Origin of the sequence: Rhizobium sp. CCGE531, from assembly GCF_003627795.1 — a bacterium.
Lineage (GTDB): Bacteria > Pseudomonadota > Alphaproteobacteria > Rhizobiales > Rhizobiaceae > Rhizobium.
This window is the reverse complement of the sequence record NZ_CP032684.1, coordinates 510,968-527,814: the sequence shown is the minus strand read 5'-3', so window position 1 is coordinate 527,814 and position 16,847 is coordinate 510,968. Positions and strand designations below refer to the sequence as shown.

General features: G+C 62.1%; 17 protein-coding genes and 1 pseudogene. 10 read left to right on the top strand and 8 right to left on the bottom strand.

Going from position 1 to position 16,847, the window contains the following annotated elements; translation table 11 throughout:
• Window positions 1-25: 25 nt before the first annotated feature.
• The 6 genes and pseudogenes from CCGE531_RS02630 to CCGE531_RS02605 all read left to right on the top strand — a co-directional run bounded on the left by CCGE531_RS02630 (window position 26) and on the right by CCGE531_RS02605 (window position 6,766).
• Window positions 26-1,408: an amidohydrolase family protein gene (locus CCGE531_RS02630; protein WP_120662792.1), complete on the top strand. Its 1,383-nt coding sequence runs from the start codon at window positions 26-28 to the stop codon at window positions 1,406-1,408.
• Window positions 1,408-2,702: pseudogene (locus CCGE531_RS02625) on the top strand (Zn-dependent hydrolase); the annotation flags it as partial. The gene CCGE531_RS02630 and the pseudogene CCGE531_RS02625, both read left to right, overlap by 1 nt.
• Window positions 2,686-3,786 (top strand): DUF917 domain-containing protein, encoded by a 1,101-nt coding sequence (locus CCGE531_RS02620; RefSeq protein ID WP_120662790.1) that lies wholly within the window; start codon window positions 2,686-2,688, stop codon window positions 3,784-3,786. The pseudogene CCGE531_RS02625 and the gene CCGE531_RS02620, both read left to right, overlap by 17 nt.
• Before the next feature lie 18 nt (window positions 3,787-3,804).
• Window positions 3,805-4,134, top strand: coding sequence for a TfoX/Sxy family protein (locus CCGE531_RS02615; protein ID WP_120662789.1), 330 nt, complete (start codon window positions 3,805-3,807; stop codon window positions 4,132-4,134).
• Window positions 4,135-4,364: 230 nt separating this feature from the next.
• On the top strand, window positions 4,365-6,026 hold the full coding sequence (locus tag CCGE531_RS02610; protein ID WP_120662788.1) for a urocanate hydratase: 1,662 nt from the start codon (window positions 4,365-4,367) through the stop codon (window positions 6,024-6,026).
• A gap of 71 nt (window positions 6,027-6,097) precedes the next feature.
• Window positions 6,098-6,766: a hypothetical protein gene (locus tag CCGE531_RS02605; protein ID WP_120662787.1), complete on the top strand. Its 669-nt coding sequence runs from the start codon at window positions 6,098-6,100 to the stop codon at window positions 6,764-6,766.
• 9 nt (window positions 6,767-6,775) lie between these two features.
• Here CCGE531_RS02605 and CCGE531_RS02600 read toward each other — a convergent pair whose 3' ends face one another.
• From CCGE531_RS02600 to CCGE531_RS02580, 5 genes are all read right to left on the bottom strand, one after another.
• Complete coding sequence (locus CCGE531_RS02600) at window positions 6,776-7,180, bottom strand: GFA family protein (RefSeq protein ID WP_120662786.1); 405 nt, start codon at window positions 7,178-7,180, stop codon at window positions 6,776-6,778.
• A gap of 5 nt (window positions 7,181-7,185) precedes the next feature.
• Window positions 7,186-7,668 carry an SRPBCC domain-containing protein gene (locus CCGE531_RS02595; RefSeq protein ID WP_120662785.1) on the bottom strand — a complete coding sequence of 161 codons (483 nt, stop codon included), beginning with the start codon at window positions 7,666-7,668 and terminating at the stop codon, window positions 7,186-7,188.
• A complete protein-coding gene (locus CCGE531_RS02590) occupies window positions 7,652-7,993 on the bottom strand; it encodes a metalloregulator ArsR/SmtB family transcription factor (protein ID WP_120662784.1) in 342 nt (113 codons plus the stop codon). The genes CCGE531_RS02595 and CCGE531_RS02590 overlap by 17 nt, the downstream gene beginning before the upstream one ends.
• A 126-nt stretch (window positions 7,994-8,119) precedes the next feature.
• Entirely contained in the window at window positions 8,120-8,506 is a 387-nt protein-coding gene (locus tag CCGE531_RS02585) for a VOC family protein (protein ID WP_120662783.1), read from the bottom strand.
• 14 nt (window positions 8,507-8,520) lie between these two features.
• Window positions 8,521-9,804, bottom strand: a complete 1,284-nt coding sequence (locus tag CCGE531_RS02580) for an MFS transporter (RefSeq protein WP_120662782.1) — start codon at window positions 9,802-9,804, stop codon at window positions 8,521-8,523.
• 97 nt (window positions 9,805-9,901) lie between these two features.
• Here CCGE531_RS02580 and CCGE531_RS02575 point away from each other — a divergent pair, with 97 nt between their 5' ends.
• The gene (locus CCGE531_RS02575) at window positions 9,902-10,777 is read left to right on the top strand and encodes a LysR family transcriptional regulator (RefSeq protein ID WP_120662781.1); all 876 of its coding nucleotides are present in this window, start codon (window positions 9,902-9,904) and stop codon (window positions 10,775-10,777) included.
• An 8-nt stretch (window positions 10,778-10,785) separates the two neighbouring features.
• On the opposite strand, the gene CCGE531_RS02570 is transcribed toward CCGE531_RS02575, so the two are convergent.
• Complete coding sequence (locus CCGE531_RS02570) at window positions 10,786-11,742, bottom strand: LysR family transcriptional regulator (protein WP_120662780.1); 957 nt, start codon at window positions 11,740-11,742, stop codon at window positions 10,786-10,788.
• 119 nt (window positions 11,743-11,861) lie between these two features.
• Here CCGE531_RS02570 and CCGE531_RS02565 point away from each other — a divergent pair, with 119 nt between their 5' ends.
• Window positions 11,862-12,626 (top strand): SDR family oxidoreductase, encoded by a 765-nt coding sequence (locus CCGE531_RS02565; RefSeq protein ID WP_120662779.1) that lies wholly within the window; start codon window positions 11,862-11,864, stop codon window positions 12,624-12,626.
• A 134-nt stretch (window positions 12,627-12,760) separates the two neighbouring features.
• On the opposite strand, the gene CCGE531_RS02560 is transcribed toward CCGE531_RS02565, so the two are convergent.
• Entirely contained in the window at window positions 12,761-13,207 is a 447-nt protein-coding gene (locus CCGE531_RS02560; RefSeq protein WP_205586488.1) for a nuclear transport factor 2 family protein, read from the bottom strand.
• A gap of 213 nt (window positions 13,208-13,420) precedes the next feature.
• Here CCGE531_RS02560 and coaBC point away from each other — a divergent pair, with 213 nt between their 5' ends.
• Window positions 13,421-14,632, top strand: coding sequence for a bifunctional phosphopantothenoylcysteine decarboxylase/phosphopantothenate--cysteine ligase CoaBC (coaBC, locus tag CCGE531_RS02555; protein WP_120662777.1), 1,212 nt, complete (start codon window positions 13,421-13,423; stop codon window positions 14,630-14,632).
• Here coaBC and CCGE531_RS02550 read toward each other — a convergent pair.
• Window positions 14,619-15,434, bottom strand: a complete 816-nt coding sequence (locus CCGE531_RS02550; RefSeq protein ID WP_120662776.1) for a class II glutamine amidotransferase — start codon at window positions 15,432-15,434, stop codon at window positions 14,619-14,621. The genes coaBC and CCGE531_RS02550 overlap by 14 nt on opposite strands.
• 550 nt (window positions 15,435-15,984) lie before the next feature.
• On the opposite strand from CCGE531_RS02550, the gene otsB reads away from it, so the two are divergent.
• Window positions 15,985-16,779: a trehalose-phosphatase gene (otsB, locus tag CCGE531_RS02545; RefSeq protein ID WP_120662775.1), complete on the top strand. Its 795-nt coding sequence runs from the start codon at window positions 15,985-15,987 to the stop codon at window positions 16,777-16,779.
• Window positions 16,780-16,847 lie beyond the last annotated feature (68 nt).

Genomic DNA, 16,847 nt, shown 5'->3' with positions numbered 1-16,847 from the left:
CAACCGACGAGCGGGGAGAATACACATGGCCGATTTCGATCTTGTTCTGCAAGGCACCGTGGTTTTGCCGGAACGCATCGTGGAAGCCGGCTATGTCGCCGTTCGCGACGGCAAGATCGCCGAGATCGGCATCGGCGTGCCGCCGGCGGCACGCGAGCGGCATCTGCTCGGGAAGGCGCTGATCCTGCCCGGCGCGATCGATGCACAGGTCCATTCCCTCTCCCAGAAGGATCAGGAAGACTTCATCTGGTCGACCCGCTCGGCAGCCGCCGGCGGCGTCACCACCATCGTCGACATGCCCTATGACGAAGGCAATCTCGTCTGCTCGGCGGCGGCGGTGAAGAAGAAGATCGACCATGCCGCGCCGCAAGCTCGCGTCGACTTTGCCCTCTATGGTACCGTCGATCCGGAAGAAGGTCCGGCGCGCATCGCCGAAATGGTCGAGGCCGGCGTTTCCGCCTTTAAATTCTCCACCTTCGGCACCGATCCGAAACGCTTTCCGCGCATCCCGCCTGCTCTCCTCGATGCCTGCTTTGCCGCGATCGCCCCGACGGGCCTGACCGCAGGCGTCCACAACGAGGATGACGAAGCAGTCCGCGCCTATATTGAGCAGGTGAAGGCAGGCGGCGTTACCGACTACCGCGCCCACGGCCTTTCCCGGCCGCCGATATCAGAACTTCTCGCCATGCACACGATCTTCGAGACAGGCGCAGATACCGGCTGCCCGGCCCATGTCGTCCATTGCTCGCTCGGCCGTGGATACGACATCGCCCGCGCCTATCGCCGCGACGGCTTCGAGGCGACGGTCGAGTGCTGCATCCACTATCTGACGCTCGACGAGGAAAACGATGTGCGGCGTCTCGGCGGCAAGGCGAAAATTAATCCGCCGATCCGCCCGCGCGCCGAAGTGGAAACCTTGTGGCGCAAGGTGGCGGAAGGCAATGTCTGGCTGGTCTCGACCGACCATGTCAGCTGGTCGGAAAACCGCAAGACCAATCCGGACATGCTGGCGAACGCTTCCGGCGTGCCGGGACTGGAGGTCATGGTGCCGCTCTTCGTCAAGGGTGCCCTGGAGCGCGGCGTGCCGCTGACCTGGGCCGCAAAGCTGATGGCGGAAAACCCGGCTAAGCATTTCCGTCTCGACCATATCAAAGGTGCGTTGACCCCTGGCAAGGATGCCGACATCGTCGTGCTGGAGCCGCGCGAAATGGTCTATGACGCAGCCGCCAGCGGCAACAATGTCGTCGGCTGGAGTCCCTATAATGGTATCCGCCTGCCCTGGACGGTGTCCGCCGCCTATCTTAGAGGCAAGCAGATCACCGAGGGACAGAAGGTGCTGGCCGAACCCGGTTCCGGCAGCTTCGTGCGCCCCTTGCCTCGCCAAATCATTGCCGGAGATGCTGCCTGATGACCGACACCAAACGCCGCAACCTGCCCGTCAACGCCGACCGCATCGCCGAAGACATCGATGCGCTGGCCGGCATTACCGAACCGGGCCATCCCTGGACGCGCCGTGCCTTCTCGCCGCTCTTTCTGGAAGGCCGAGCCTATATCGAGGCCCGTATGAAGGCGGCGGGGCTCACGACGCGCATGGATGCCGCCGGCAATCTGATCGGCCGGCGCGCGGGCGCAAAGCCCAGCCTCGGCACCATCCTTGTGGGCTCGCATTCCGATACCGTTCCTGATGGCGGCCGCTTCGACGGCATCGCCGGCACGATCGCGGCGCTCGAAGTGGCGCGCTCCTTGAAGGATCGCAGCATCGAGCTTGATCATGATCTGGAGATCGTCGATTTCCTGGCCGAGGAAGTCAGCATCTTCGGCGTCTCCTGCATCGGTAGCCGGGGCATGACCGGGCAGATTCCCGAGGCATGGCTTACCCGCACAAGCGGCGACCGCACGCTTTCTCAAGGGATTGCCGAGGTCGGTGGCGATCCCTCTGTGCTGCTTGCCCAGAAGCGCCCGGATCTCGCTGGCTTCCTCGAACTGCATATCGAGCAGGGGCCTGTGCTCGAGGCCGAGAACAAGGATATCGGCATTGTCACCGCGATCGCCGGCATCACCCGCATCGAAATCACCGTTGAAGGCCGCGCCGACCATGCCGGCACGACGCCGATGGACCGACGTGCGGATGCGCTGGTGGCGGCCTCGCAGCTCGTGCTCGATATCAGGCAGCGGGCGTTGGAGCAGGCGAAAACGCCCGGCCACTTCGCCGCAACCGTCGGCGAATTCCGCATCGAACCGAATGCCGCCAATGTCGTGCCCTCCAAGGTCGTGCTGTTGATCGATGGCCGCGCCGAAATCCGCAGTGACATGGAAGATTTCCTCGCCTGGATCGATGGCGAGGTGAAGACTATTGCCGCCGATTTTGGCGTGACGATCAACCCGCCGGTGCGTGTCTCCGACAACATGCCGACGCCGGGTGCGCCGGTCCTGCTCGAAACGCTCGAGCGCGCCTGCGACACGGTCGGCGCCAAGCATCGCCGCATGGCCTCCGGTGCCGGCCACGATACGGCCTGGATCGCCAAGGTCGCGCCTGCCGCCATGATCTTCGTGCCCTGCAAGGAAGGCCGCAGCCATTGCGCCGAGGAATGGGCCGAGAATGACGACATCGCCATGGGCGCCGCCGTTCTTTTCGAGGCGGTGCGCGACATGGACAAGAACCTCAAACAGAACCGGGAGTAGCCGATGGGACGCATACTCGTTGCCAAGGATGTGGAAGCGGCCGTCAAGGGTGGCTCCGTTTATGCCGCCGGCGGCGGCGGCTGGGCCGATCACGGCCGCATGCTCGGCTATGCGGCCGTCAATGTCGGCAAGCCGGAGCTGGTGTCGATCGACGAGCTTGACGACAATGACTGGATCGCCACGGCCGCCGCCATCGGCGCGCCGGCCTCCACGACCGCCTGGGAAATGCAGGGCATCGACTACGTGAAAGCCGCGCAGCTGCTGCAGGACGAACTCGGCGAGAAGCTTTCCGGCCTGATCATCGGCCAGAACGGCAAGTCCTCGACGCTGAACGGCTGGCTACCGTCGGCCATCCTCGGAACGAAGGTTGTGGACGCGGTCGGCGACATCCGCGCCCATCCCACCGGCGATATGGGCTCGATCGGCATGGCGGGTTCGCCCGAGCAGATGATCCAGACCGCCGTCGGCGGCAACCGCGCCGAGAACCGCTACATCGAGCTGGTCGTGAAGGGCGCGACGGCGAAGATTTCGCCGATCCTGCGCGCGGCATCCGATCAGTCCGGCGGCTTCATCGCGTCCTGCCGCAATCCCCTGCGCGCCTCCTATGTCCGCACGCATGCAGCACTTGGCGGCATCTCCATGGCGCTCTCGCTCGGCGAGGCGATCATCGAGGCGGAAAAGAAGGGCGGCAGCGCCGTCATCGACGCCATCTGCAAGACCACCGGCGGCCATATCCTGGCCGAAGGCACCATCACCAGGAAGGATGTCGTCTACACGAAGGAAGCCTTCGATATCGGCACCGTCACGGTCGGCAGCGGCGACAGGGCCGTCGTCATGCATGTGATGAACGAATACATGGCCGTCGAGGATACTGGCGGCAAGCGCCTTGCGACCTTCCCCTCCGTCATCACCACGCTGTCGCCGGAAGGCGAGCCCTTGAGCGTCGGCCAGCTGCATGAGGGCATGAAGGTTTTCATCCTGCATGTGCCGATGGATATCATTCCGCTTTCCGCCAGCGTGCTCGACCCGACGGTCTATCCCTCTGTCGAAAAGGCCATGGGGATCGAGATCGCGAAATACGCTTTGGCCGGCAAGAAGGGTTGAAAAGCGCGAGAGGCGCAGATGGCGCGTGACGCGGGCCTCGAGGAATTGCTGAGAGAAGAGCTTGGGCAACGAGCCGGGCTCAGCGAAAAAGCGATGTTCGGCGGCTGGGCCTTCCTGCTCAACGGTCATCTCATGTGCGGCGCCCGGGAAGACGGGATGCTGATCCGCCTTGGCAAAGGTAACGATGCCTGGGCGCTGGAGCAGCATGACGTCAAAACCATGTTGATGGGCGGCCGCGAGATGAAGGGGTGGCTGCGTGCCGGCCCGGAAGCCTATGGCAACGACATGCTGCGCAGGCGGCTGCTTCTGGCAGCGCTCGACTTCGTCGAAGGCCTGCCGCCGAAATGAATGAGTATTCCTCTTCTCCCCAGCGGGGAGAAGATGTCCGAAGGACAGATGAGGGGGTGAGCGACGAAGGAGCGAACGTCTGAGCGGCAAGCGAAGATGGTATATGCCGAGCCGCCCCCTCATCCGACCCTTCGGGCCACCAACCGGGGTCGAGCCACGGGTCTCGACCCGCCCTTCGGACCCCCGGTGGGGAGAAGGGAGACCACCACTAACCAAGAGGTAAGAGGATCATGCCGAAAGCCAATCCACGTCACCCGAAATTCCCTATACCGGGCGGCCCGGAGCTGCGTGCCAAGGGCTGGCGACAGGAGGCCCTGCTGCGCCTGCTCGAAAACGTGCTCTCGGTCGGCGAAGATCCGGATAATCTCGTCGTCTACGCGGCCCTCGGCAAGGCGGCCCGCAACTGGGCGGCGCATAAGGGCATCGTGAAGGCGCTGACCGAAATGGATGAGAACCAGACCCTGCTCATTCAATCCGGCAAGCCGATCGGCCTCATTCGCACGCATGACAAGGCGCCGCTCGTCATCATGGCGAACTGCAATATCGTGGGGCAGTGGGCAAAAGCCGAAGTCTTCTACGAGCTGCAGCGCAAGGGCCTGATCTGCTGGGGCGGGCTCACCGCCGGCGCCTGGCAATATATCGGCAGCCAGGGCGTGATCCAGGGCACCTACGAAATCTTCATGCGCATTGCCGAGCGCCGTTTCGGCGGCGATCTCTTCGGCCGTTTCGTACTGACAGCCGGTCTCGGCGGCATGGGCGGCGCGCAGCCACTCGCCGGCCGCATGGCGGGTGCCGCGATCCTCTGCGTCGACATCGATGCGGAGCGCGCCAGGAAGCGCCAGGAAATCGGCTATCTGCAGGAAATCGCGCCCGATCTCGATTCGGCGCTGGCGATGATCGACGCTGCGGTCAAGGAGAAGCGGGCGCTTTCCGTCGGCCTCGTCGGCAATGCGGCCGAGATCTATCCCGAGATCGCCCGGCGCGGCATCGTGCCCGACATCGTCACCGACCAGACCTCGGCGCATGATCTCGTCTATGGCTACGTGCCGAAGGGTATGAACCTGCAGCAGGTTCGGGATCTGCGCGACGACGGCCAGGGCCAGTTGATGGCGGCAAGCCGCGCGTCGATCGTCGAGCATGTGAAGGCCATGCTGGATTTCCAGAGACAAGGCGCGGAAGTCTTCGACAACGGCAATCTGATCCGCACCCAGGCGAAGGAAGGCGGCGTCGCCAACGCCTTCGATATCCCGATCTTCACCGAAGCCTATCTCAGGCCGCTCTTCTGCCGCGCCATCGGCCCGTTCCGCTGGATGGCACTTTCGGGCGAGGAAAGCGATATCGCCCGCATCGACGATCTGCTCTTGGAAATGTTTCCCGACAACAAGATCATCACCAACTGGATCCGCCTTGCCCGTCAGCATGTACCCTTCGAAGGGCTGCCGGCGCGTATCGCCTGGCTTGGCCATGGCGAGCGCACCGCGCTTGCCCGTCGCGTCAACGAACTTGTGGCAAGCGGCGAGCTGAAAGGTCCGATCGCCTTTTCGCGCGACCATCTCGACGCCGGCGCCATGGCGCATCCGAACATCATGACGGAAGGCATGAAGGATGGTTCCGACGCCATCGCCGACTGGCCCTTGATCGATGCCATGATGCTTTGCTCATCCATGGCCGATCTCGTCGTCGTCCATTCCGGCGGCGGTGGCTATGCCGGCTATATGACGAGCTGCGGCGTCACCGTAGTCGCCGACGGCACGCCCGCCGCCGACGAACGGCTAGATCATGCGCTGACCAACGACACGGCGCTCGGCGTCATGCGCTATGCCGATGCCGGCTACGAGGAAGCGCTGGACGAAGTGGCGAAAAAGGATGTGCCATACATCCGTTTGGGATAGGCGCGTCTGTTCTTACTGAGTACGAACGACTATGGTCCCGGGCAATTATTGACAAGTTTTGAGAGTTGCCCGTGATCCCCTGGACCCTACTCGACACTGCGAAAATCCCCGGCGGCGGAGAGCTGCGCTTGAAACAGCGCGGCCAGGAATTTTCCATCATGCTCGGCACCAACGAGCTGATGAACAGCCGGTTGAGCGGCTCGGAGCGCGCGCTTGCCACGCTTTCCTGCGAGAAGATCAAGGGCCGGAAGGCACCGCATATATTGATCGGCGGCCTCGGCATGGGCTTTACCTTGCGCGCGGCCCTCGGCGAACTCCGTGCGGATGCCAAGGTTACGGTTGCGGAGCTGGTTCCGGCCGTGGTGACCTGGGCACGCGGACCGATGGCAACGGTCTTCGACGGCTGCCTCGACGATCCGCGCGTTGCCGTTCATGAAGACGACGTGCGTCCACTCATCCGCGCCCGCAAGGCAACCTACGACGCCATCCTGCTCGATGTCGACAACGGCCCCGATGGCATCACGTCGGAGGCGAATGACGGCCTTTACGACTACCAGGGCCTCAAGGCAGCGCGCGATGCGCTGCGCCCTGGCGGTATCCTCGCCGTCTGGTCTTCGGGACCCGATGACCGTTTCACGAAACGTCTGCGCGACAGCGGCTTTGCCGTCGAGGTGGTCAACACGCGCGCCAATGGCAAGACAGGCGCGCGTCACGTCATCTGGCTGGCGACAAAGAGCTAAGCCAGTACTTTAGAGATAACGCGTTTCCTCAGGCGCGCGATCGAAACGATCGTCGCGGCCGTCGAAATATCCCACAGGAAGGGCAGCTAATTCCTCATCGGTGGCATCGTCCAGGCAGCTGATGCTGATCGCATAGAACTTGCCGCCGAGCGCCGGGTTTTCACCCCAGTTGAACGAGCTGATGCCGCAAGTCTTGCAGAAGAGATGATGCAGGATGCGCGGGCCGAATTGATATTCGCCGATGCTGTCTTCGCCCGAGATCAGGTGGAAATCGGCTGGTGTTGCCACTGCCAGCCAATTGCGCTTCTTCTTGCAGATCGAGCAATTGCATTTGAAGGTGCCACCCTGCAGATCGAGATCGGCCTCGTAGCTGACGGCGCCGCAATGGCAGCTTCCGTGATAGGTCTTCTTCATCACTCTCATCCTTCCCTTGAGGTGGCTTCTGCGTAGGCGACGTATTTGTCGAGGGCCTGTTCCCAGCCGCCGGTCTGCAATCTCAGTTCGGTATCGTCGGGCAGCTCGGCCTTGCGGAAGACGAGGCGCGTCTTCTCGCCAAGCTCATGGAATTCCACGGTCACCTGCATGGGATGGCCAGGTTTTCCATCCTGGTTTTCCCAGGCAAAGGTGAAGACGAGGCGCTGGGGCGGGACGATCTCCAGATAGCGTCCATGGCTCCAATATTCCCTGCCCTCTGTCGTGAGAATGCAGTGCCGCCAGGCACCGCCCTCGCGCAGATCGATGGAGACGGATGAAGCAGTCGTGGTTTGTGGCCCCCACCAGCGCATCAGATGCTCCGGCTCGGTCCAGAGGCGAAACAGCAATACGCGCGGCGCGGCAATGTCGCGGGTCAGCACGATCTCGCGCGTCGGGCGCATACTGCCGCCCTCAGTTGCTGGGATCATTCTTTCCTCCTTTTTGCAATAGCGCCGCATAGGCTTCCAGGCGATCGAGATTGTCGTTCCAGAATTGCCGGTAGCTTTCCAGCCAGTCATCCACCTGCCGGAGCGGCTTGGGCTCCAGCCGGCAGGGTCGCCACTGCGCCTCCCTACCCTTCGAGATCAGGCCTGCTCTTTCCAGCACCTTCAGATGCTTGGAGACGGCGACCAGCGACATGTCGAAAGGTTCGGCAAGTTCGGAGACGGATGCCTCGCCAGTCGCCAGACGCGCCAGGATCGCCCGACGGGTCGGATCGGCGAGGGCCGAAAGGGTGATGCTCAATGTGTCCATGCCGCTTGATAAACCAGAAAGTTAATTAACTTATTGGTTTAATATAGGTTGAAATTCCGGGAGTCAAGCAGACGCATTCATGGGCATGCTAGGACAGAAAGCGATTCGTTAGCCGGATGGACAATCTTAGGAGAGTGTATTGGACACCTCGATCAGATTGTTGTCCGGATCGCGGAAATAGACCGAGAGAATGGGGCCGGTCGCGCCGGTCCGGCGCACGGGACCCTCTTCGATCGCAACGCCCTCGGCCGTGAGGTGAGCGATGATGTCATCCGGGGGCGTCGTGCTGATGAAGCAAAGGTCGGCCGAGCCCGGCGTCGGCCGTTCGGCCTTGGGCTCGAACTCACGGCCGGCGCGATGCAGATTGATCTTCTGGTTGCCGAAGGTCAGAGCCTTGCGGCCTTCTCCGAAGGTTTCGATGCCCATGCCGAGGACGCGGGCATAGAAATCGCAGCTCTCATCGATGCTCGCAACCGTAAGCACCAGATGATCGAGATGGTCGATGCGGATCATGGCGGCCTCCTGCCTCAACGGCGCGCCAGCCTGGCAACGGCAAGCGCGCTGACGAGACATAGTGTCAGCATGACGAGGATGAAGGCAACCACGGCATTCCAGCCATCGGCAAGCCAGAAATAGCCGCCGACCGAGCCCGCAATGCTGGAACCAAGATAGTAGGCAAGCAGGTAGAGCGAGGAGGCGTGCCCCTTGAAGCCATGGGCCAGCCGTCCCACCAGTGCGCTGGCGACGGAATGGGTCATGAAGAAGCCGATCGTCACCAGAACGATGCCGAGGACAATAAGCGGCAGGGAACTGGACAGCGTGACCGCCGCACCGAGCGCCGCGATCAGCACGCCAATCGGCAGCACGATGAAATGGCCGATGCGATCGCCGAGCAGGCCTGCGGCCCAAGAGGCGGCGATGCCGAAAAGATAGGCGGTGAAGATCAGGCCGAGCTCGGTCTGGCTGAGGTCATAGGGATCGACGACGAGACGAAAGCCGGCATAGTTATAGACCGTGACGAAGGAGCCCATGACGAGAAAGCCGATAGCAAACAGCAGCGGCAGCGCCGCATTGCCGAAATGGCCGCCCCAGGCCTTTACATGAAAGCCGGCATCGAAGCCCTTGCGCGGGGTAAAATTGCGCGACGGCGGCAGCAGATAGAGGAAGCCGACGGCGGCAATCAGGCCGAGAATGCCGACGGCAGCGAGCGCCGGCCGCCAGCTGAAGGATTCGGCGATCGTGCCCGTGACCACGCGGCCGGCCATGCCGCCGAAGGCGTTGCCGGCGATATAGAGGCCCATCGCGCCGCCAAGACCGCGCGGCTCGATCTCCTCGGCGAGATAAGTCATGGCGACAGCAGGTACGCCGCCCAGAAGAAAGCCTTCAAGCGCGCGGACGACGAGCAGCATATGCCAACTCGGCGACACCGCGCAGACGATCGTGCAGATTGCCGCGCCGAGCAACGATATGAACATCAGGCTGCGGCGGCCGAGGCTTTCGGAAACGGCAGCGGCGCCGAAGATCGCAAAGGCCAGGAAGCCGGTCGAAAGCGATAGCGACAATGAGCTTGCGGCGGGCGTGACACCGAAATCCTCGGAGAAGATCGGCATCAGCGGCTGCACGCAATAGAGCAGCGAGAAGGTGGCAAAGCCCGAGAGAAACAGTGCGATGGTCGCGCGGCGGAAAGCGGGCGTTCCGCGCGTAAGGAATTGGCGAGGCTCGGCCTGCGGCTCGTTCTTGACGAGCATCAATTCGGGACGGGACTGAACTTCGGAAGCAGTGGCTTCCTGCTTTCTGGCGGCGCGAAACATGAGGGCACCCAACCTTTCTTGCCCTGGAATCTAGTCAGGTCCGCTTCATTAGTCCAATATATGGAACAGGCGATCTCAATAGCTTTTGGAGATAGCGATGGAGCTGCGTCATATCCGCTATTTTCTGGCGCTCGCGGAAGCGGGAAACTTCACCCGTGCGGCCGCCAACCTCGGGATCGGCCAGCCGCCGCTCAGCCAGCAGATCCGGGACCTGGAAAACGAGGTGGGCGCGCAACTGTTCCACCGCGTGCCGCATGGCGCGGAGCTGACGGCCGCCGGCGAGGCCTTTCTCACTGAAGCAAGAATGGCGATCGATGCGGCGGAAAAGGCAAAGCTCGCCGCCCAGCGCGCCAATCGCGGCGAAATCGGCCGCCTCTCGCTCGGCTTTACCGCCTCTTCCGCCTTCAACACCATCGTCACGGCAACGATCCGCGAGTTTCGGGGGCAATGGCCTGAGGTGCGGCTGTCGTTGACCGAAATGAACACCAATGCGCTGATGGAGGGGCTGATGCGCGGCGAGATCGACGCGGCCTTCATTCGCCCCGGCCTGGAAGATCCGCGGGATGTGCGCCTGAAGCGCTTTGCCGACGAACAGATGCTGATCGCGCTGCCGGCACATCATCCGCTGGCGAAGAAAGAGCGCGTGCCGATCGCGGCCTTGGCCGGCGAGCCCTTCATCCTCTTTCCGCGCATGGTGGGGCTCAGTCTCTATGACGATATCGTCGCCGCTTGTCGCGAGGCAGGCTTCGAGCTCGTGGTGACGCAGGAAGCGCCGCAGATCCCATCCGTCGTCAATCTCGTTGCCGCCAATCTGGGTGTTTCCATCGTTCCGGCGTCGATCGCGCAGATCAAGCTCGATGGCGTTGCCTATAGGCAGATCGACGGGCCGCCGGTCGTGGCACGGCTGGGTCTTGCCAGCCTCAAGGCACAGCGTTCGCCTGTTATCGCCAATCTCATGAGTCTGATTGCCTAGTCAGGTAGCTATTTGTTTTCACGCAATTCCGGACGCAAAACCGTTTCACACTTTTGCTGGAATTGCTCCCGCTCCCAATAAGGCGGATCGCCAAAGGCCTTCTTCAGGTGATCGGCCATCGCGCGGAGCTTGGCCGAGGGGTTGCGCCCCTCCGGATGGGCCATGAAAATGAACTCCGGCTCCGGCCGATAGCCGACATCGATTTCGACAAGGCGCCCCTCCCTCACCGAAGGCCCCGCAATGAAAGTCGGCAGCAAGGCAATGCCAAGGCCGGCAATGGCTGCATCGTGGAGGACATCGCCATTGTTCACGCCCAATGCCAGCGTTCCCTTAATGACGATGGCGCCTTCCGGCCCCTGAAAACGCCAGTCAGCCACGCCGCGATTCGTGTAGAAAATACCACGATGATTCTCGAGGTTGGCCAGAGAGGAGGGCTTGCCGTGACGCATCAGATAATCCGGCGAGGCCACGAGAAGACGGCGGCTGCGGGCAAGCTTCCATGCGACAAGGCGCGAGTCCGCAATCAAGCCGTGGCGAATGATCGCGTCATAGCCATCCGAGGCCGCATCGACCCGGCGGTCGTCGAGATCGAGCGTCAGTTCGATTTCCGGATGCTCAGCGAGAAACGGATAGAGGGCAGGCCCCAGATGCATGCGGCCGAAGGTGACGGGTGCGGCAATGCGCAACGGTCCCATCAGCATGCCGCGCCGCTCGGCGAGATCGGCTGCGGCCTCGCGCACCTCCTGCGCGATACGGGTGGCGCGCTGCAGAAAAGCGGTGCCGTCCTCCGTCAAGGTCAGCTTGCGGGTCGTGCGGTGAAGCAGGGTTGCCCCCAGTGCTTTCTCCATTTCCGACAGGCGCTCGCTGACGACGGATTTCGACAGGCGCAGGCGTCGCGCCGCCTCGCTGATCGAGCCGGCCTCGGCTACAGTCACGAATGTCACGATCCCGTCGATCTTCAGCATCGTTCGGAAACTCCGAATTCGAATTCCACCATTTGCAGACTAATCCGAACGATCGGAAAAGGCCATCTTCCACGTATCGGACACCCCGAAAGACACGTTCCCACACAGGAGATGGAACAATGAACCGCTTGAATGGAAAAGTCGCAATCGTCACCGGCGCAAGCTCCGGCATCGGCCGCGCCACAGCAAAACTCTTCGCCGCCGAAGGCGCCAAGGTTGTCGTCGGCGCGCGCCGCACCGCAGAACTGGAAAGCCTTGCCGCTGAGATCAAAGCCGCCGGCGGTGAAGCAGCCGTGTTGGCTGGCGACGTACGCTCGGAAGACTACCACAAGGCGCTGGTCGCCCTTGCGATCGAGCGCTACGGCAAGCTCGATATTGCCTTCAACAATGCCGGCACGCTCGGCGAGGCCGGTCCCAGCACCGAGGTTTCAGAGGCAGGCTTTGCCGAAGCGCTGGCGATCAACCTCACCGCATCGTTCCTGGCTGCAAAACACCAGATCGGCGAAATGATCAAGCATGGCGGCGGTTCTGTGATTTTCACGTCGACCTTTGTCGGCCATACCGTCGGCTTCCCGGGCGTTGCCGCCTATGCCGCCAGCAAATCCGGCCTGATCGGCTTGACGCAAACACTCGCCGCCGAGTTTGGCCCGCAGAATGTGCGCGTCAATGCCATACTGCCAGGCGCTGTTGATACCGATATGTATCGCGAAATGAACGACACGGCCGACAAGCAGGCCTTCGTAACCAATCTGCATGCACTGAAGCGCGTCGCTGGCCCCGAAGAGATTGCTCGCTCGGTCCTCTACCTCGCCTCCGATGACGCAAGCTTCGTCACCGGCACGGCTTCGCTCGTCGACGGCGGCCTGTCGATCACGCGTACCTGATGGCCCTTCACGGCGCAATTATCGTCGCCGAAATGATCCCGCAAAACATGAGTTGGTTGCGGGATCATGTCGCTGGAATGCTTTGAATGAATTAGGACGGGCCGCGGATCCTATTTCCCCAGCGGCCCTTCCACTCAGAACATCGTATTATTGTTCATTGATTTCTCGGGGATCGGCTGCACCGAGTCCCAATGTTCCTGAATCTTGTTGTCCTCGACGCGGAAGATATCGACGATAGCGCTGCCGCGATCACCCGGCTGGCGAACGGCGTGGACGCGCAGGATCACGTAATCGCCATCGACCATCACGCGCTTGATCTCGCTCTTCGACTGCGGATAGTTTTTCTTCAGATAGTCAAGGAAACCGCGCAGGCCTTCGGGACCATCGGCGGCAAGAGGATTGTGCTGGATGTATTTGCCAAGATATTTGGAGGCCGCGTCGAAGTCCTTGTCGTTCAGCGCCTTCTGGTAGAAATCCAGAACGATCTCCTTGTTCTTCAGCTCCTGCGGCGAATAGGCACGCTCGGCAAGGGCCGGCATGGCGGCAGCCATGATTGGCAGGGCGATCATCGCGACTTTCATCAGTTTCAAGGCGTTACTCCTTCGAACGTTAACGTGTTCAGATTTGTCGAGATGGAAGGCGCCCGCAAATGACAAGGGCGTGAGGTTTCCGTGATCGCCCGCGGGAAATGGGGCGGCCGGACGATTACAACCATGACAGCGCAATGCCGCGATTGCCTATGACACGCCAAAGGCTTAGGCTTATGGGCAAAAGAACAGGCGACGGGTTCAGGCATGGTTCTCGCAGGAAAGCGCATCCTTCTCATCATCTCCGGCGGCATCGCGGCCTATAAGAGCCTCGATCTCATTCGCCGGCTGCGCGAGCGCGGCGCGAGTGTGCGGCCCGTCATGACATCGGGCGCGCAGGAGTTCATCACGCCGCTTGCCGTCGGCGCGCTTGCCACCGACCATGTCTTTACCGATCTGTTTTCGCGTCAGGACGAGCAGGATGTCGGCCACATCAGGCTGGCGCGCGATTGCGATCTCGTGCTGATCGCGCCGGCGACAGCCGATCTGCTTGCCAAGATGGCAAACGGGCTGGCGGACGATCTTGCCTCGACCATATTGCTTGCCACGGACCGGCCTGTGCTCGCCGCACCCGCCATGAACCCGAAGATGTGGGCGCATCCGGCGACCAGGCGGAATGTCGAGATGCTACGCGGTGACGGCGTTGCCTTTGTCGGTCCGATGACCGGCGAAATGGCCGAGAGCGGCGAGAACGGCGCAGGCCGGATGGCGGAACCGCTCGATATCGTCGCGGCGGCCGAGAGACGGCTGGATGACGGTGCCAAGCCGCTCGCCGGCAAGAAGGCGGTCGTCACCTCCGGCCCAACGCATGAGCCGATCGATCCGGTGCGCTACATCGCCAACCGCTCGTCCGGCCGGCAGGGCCATGCCATCGCGGCGGCCCTTGCGGCACTCGGCGCCGACGTCACCCTCGTGTCCGGCCCGGTGACCATACCCGACCCGGTCGGTCTTAATGTCATCCATGTCGAGCGGGCGGACGAAATGCGCGACGCCGTGCTTGCCGCCCTGCCCGTCGATATTGCCGTGATGGTGGCCGCGGTCGCGGACTGGCGCGTCGCCTCTGCCTCCGACCAGAAAATCAAGAAGCATCCGGGCGAATCGATCCCGACATTGGCTCTCACCGAAAACCCCGACATTCTGAAGACCGTCGGTCATCATACGCAGCGGCCGAAGCTCGTCATCGGCTTTGCCGCCGAAACGCAAGATATCGAGAGCAATGCCCGCGCGAAGCTGGAGCGCAAGGGTGCGGACTTCATCGTCGCCAACGACGTCTCACCCGCGACCGGCATCATGGGCGGCACGCGGAACCGCGTGAAGATCGTCAGTCACCACGGCGTCGAACAGTGGCCCGATCTCGACAAGGATGAGGTGGCGGCACGGCTCGCGGCGCTGATATCAGCACAATTCAGGCAGGGATAGCGGCTACCGGCAATCGCTCGGCGGGCGCACGCTCTTCCGGCTGGAAGGGCGTGACATGAACGCCGCTATCGTCGATCAAGACGGCACTGCCATCGGGAATTTCGCGCCAGGCATCGACATCGTCGTTCAAGGGCTCGGACACGAGGCAATACCCTAAGCCGACCGGCGAGGCATAGAGCGTCGGCGCCTTGCGGTCGGTCGCATAGCGGATGGCATAAAGCGACTTGCCATCGGAAAAGGCTGCGGTGAAGCGCACCAGCACCGAGCCGATCAAATGCAGCGACAGCCCTTCGACGAAGCCGATGGTCTGAGCTATCGCCGCGGTCGGGTTCGTCATCAGGCCGAACTGCATCGCCAGCAGGAACAGAAGCTCGGAATCGGTCGTGCCGCTGCGCGCATGGAACAGCCGGTCGTCGAGCATCGCTTCCATCGGCCGGCGCAAACGGTCGAAATTGGAAATCTGGCCATTGTGCTGGAACGACCAGTTCTCGAAGACGAAGGGATGGCAATTGTCGCGCCGCGTGCCGCCGCCGGTGGCCGCGCGGACATGGGCGAGGAAGAGCGGCGAGCGGATCTGCCGCGCCAGGCTCTTCAGATTGCAATCGGACCAGGCCGGCAGGATATCGCGGTAGCGGCCCGGTTCCGGCCGATCGCCGTACCAGGCGATGCCGAAACCATCACCATTGGTCGCCGTCTTGGCGCGCGTGGCGCAATGGGATTGTTCGATCAGGGAGTGGGCGGGCGAAGACACCAGCTCCTCCAGATAGAGGGGGTCTCCACGATAAGCTGCCCAGCGACACATGCGTCTCTCACTCCGATTCCCGCTGTGTTCCTGTCCCGCGGGAGAATGGCAAATCTTGGACGATTGTTTATGCGGAATGGGTAATAAAGTCTTAATTTTCCATTCCGTGACGCGCAAGATGACAGATATTTGACGCTTCGTCCGATCACATTCTGCATCGCAACATTTTCATCGTGAACCCCGCCGCGACAGGGTTTTGGCCCAGGACGTGGCCGGCCAAGACATTTCAGTGCGACAATAAGTGTGAAGCTCTCCAAGGCCGCGCCTCTTGCATCGGCTCAAATTTGAGCTACGTTTGTCTCGTCTGAAACGTAACGAAAGGAAGGTGATCCAATGTCTAGTGAGATTTCGGTCTTTGTATACGGCATGGAAATGGTTGTGAACGTTGCGAGGCAGCCCTCGCGCTGATCAACACCTTCCCGAAGCGTTTGCCGCTTCAGGCCAGTTACGGGCCAAAGCTCATGGGGGGTCGCTTAAGGCGGCCCCTTTTGATTTTCAGCCGTTCGTTTTTTTCCTTGCCAAACGAGAAGAGCGCCTTAGCTAACCCAGCATGTCTTCTCAGGAACAGCCCGAACAGGGTGACGCCAAGCCGAGGCCGCTGAACGAGCCGGCCCTTACCGCGCTCTCATTGTATCCGCAGGACTGGGCGCTGTTCCTCGATATAGACGGAACCTTGCTCGATCTTGCCGAAAGGCCGGAGGCGATCGTCGTCCCGGATTATCTCCCCGGAACCCTTCATGCGCTTTCCCGCCAGCTCGGCGGCGCGCTGGCATTGGTGACGGGTCGCGCCATCGAATTCGTCGATCCGCTCTTTGCGCCCTTCCACTTCCCTATTGCCGGCCTGCATGGCGCGGAGCGGCGCGATGCAGGCGGACGGCTGCGGCGCGCGCATATTCCGCCAGCCTTCCAGGAGATGAAGCAGGTCATCCAGCATGAAGCCATGGCCTGGCCCGGCGCTATCGTCGAGGATAAGGGGGCAGCAGTCGCAGTTCACTTCCGGCATGCACCTGCATACGAGGTGAAGATCGGCGAGGCCATGCAACGCCATCTGGAGGAGGCCGGTCCCGACTGGAACCTTCAACGCGGCAAGATGGTGATCGAAATCTGCCCTGCCCATGCCAGCAAGGGACATGCCGTCGAGGCATTTCTTGCCGAAGCTCCCTTCGAAGGACGCCGTCCGGTCGCGATCGGCGACGACGTGACCGACGAGACGATGTTTGCCGCTGCCAACCGTCTCGGCGGCCAATCCGTCCGCGTCGGCGAAGGCAGTGGAAAAACATTGGCGCGTGCATCCATTGGCTCGCCTGCGCGTTTAAGGGACGTGCTGGCAACGCTCGTCAAGTAATCCGTCGATCACTACGGCGCCCTCCAGCTTCTTATTTCCCGCAATTCCGAGCGGAAAACCGCTGCGCA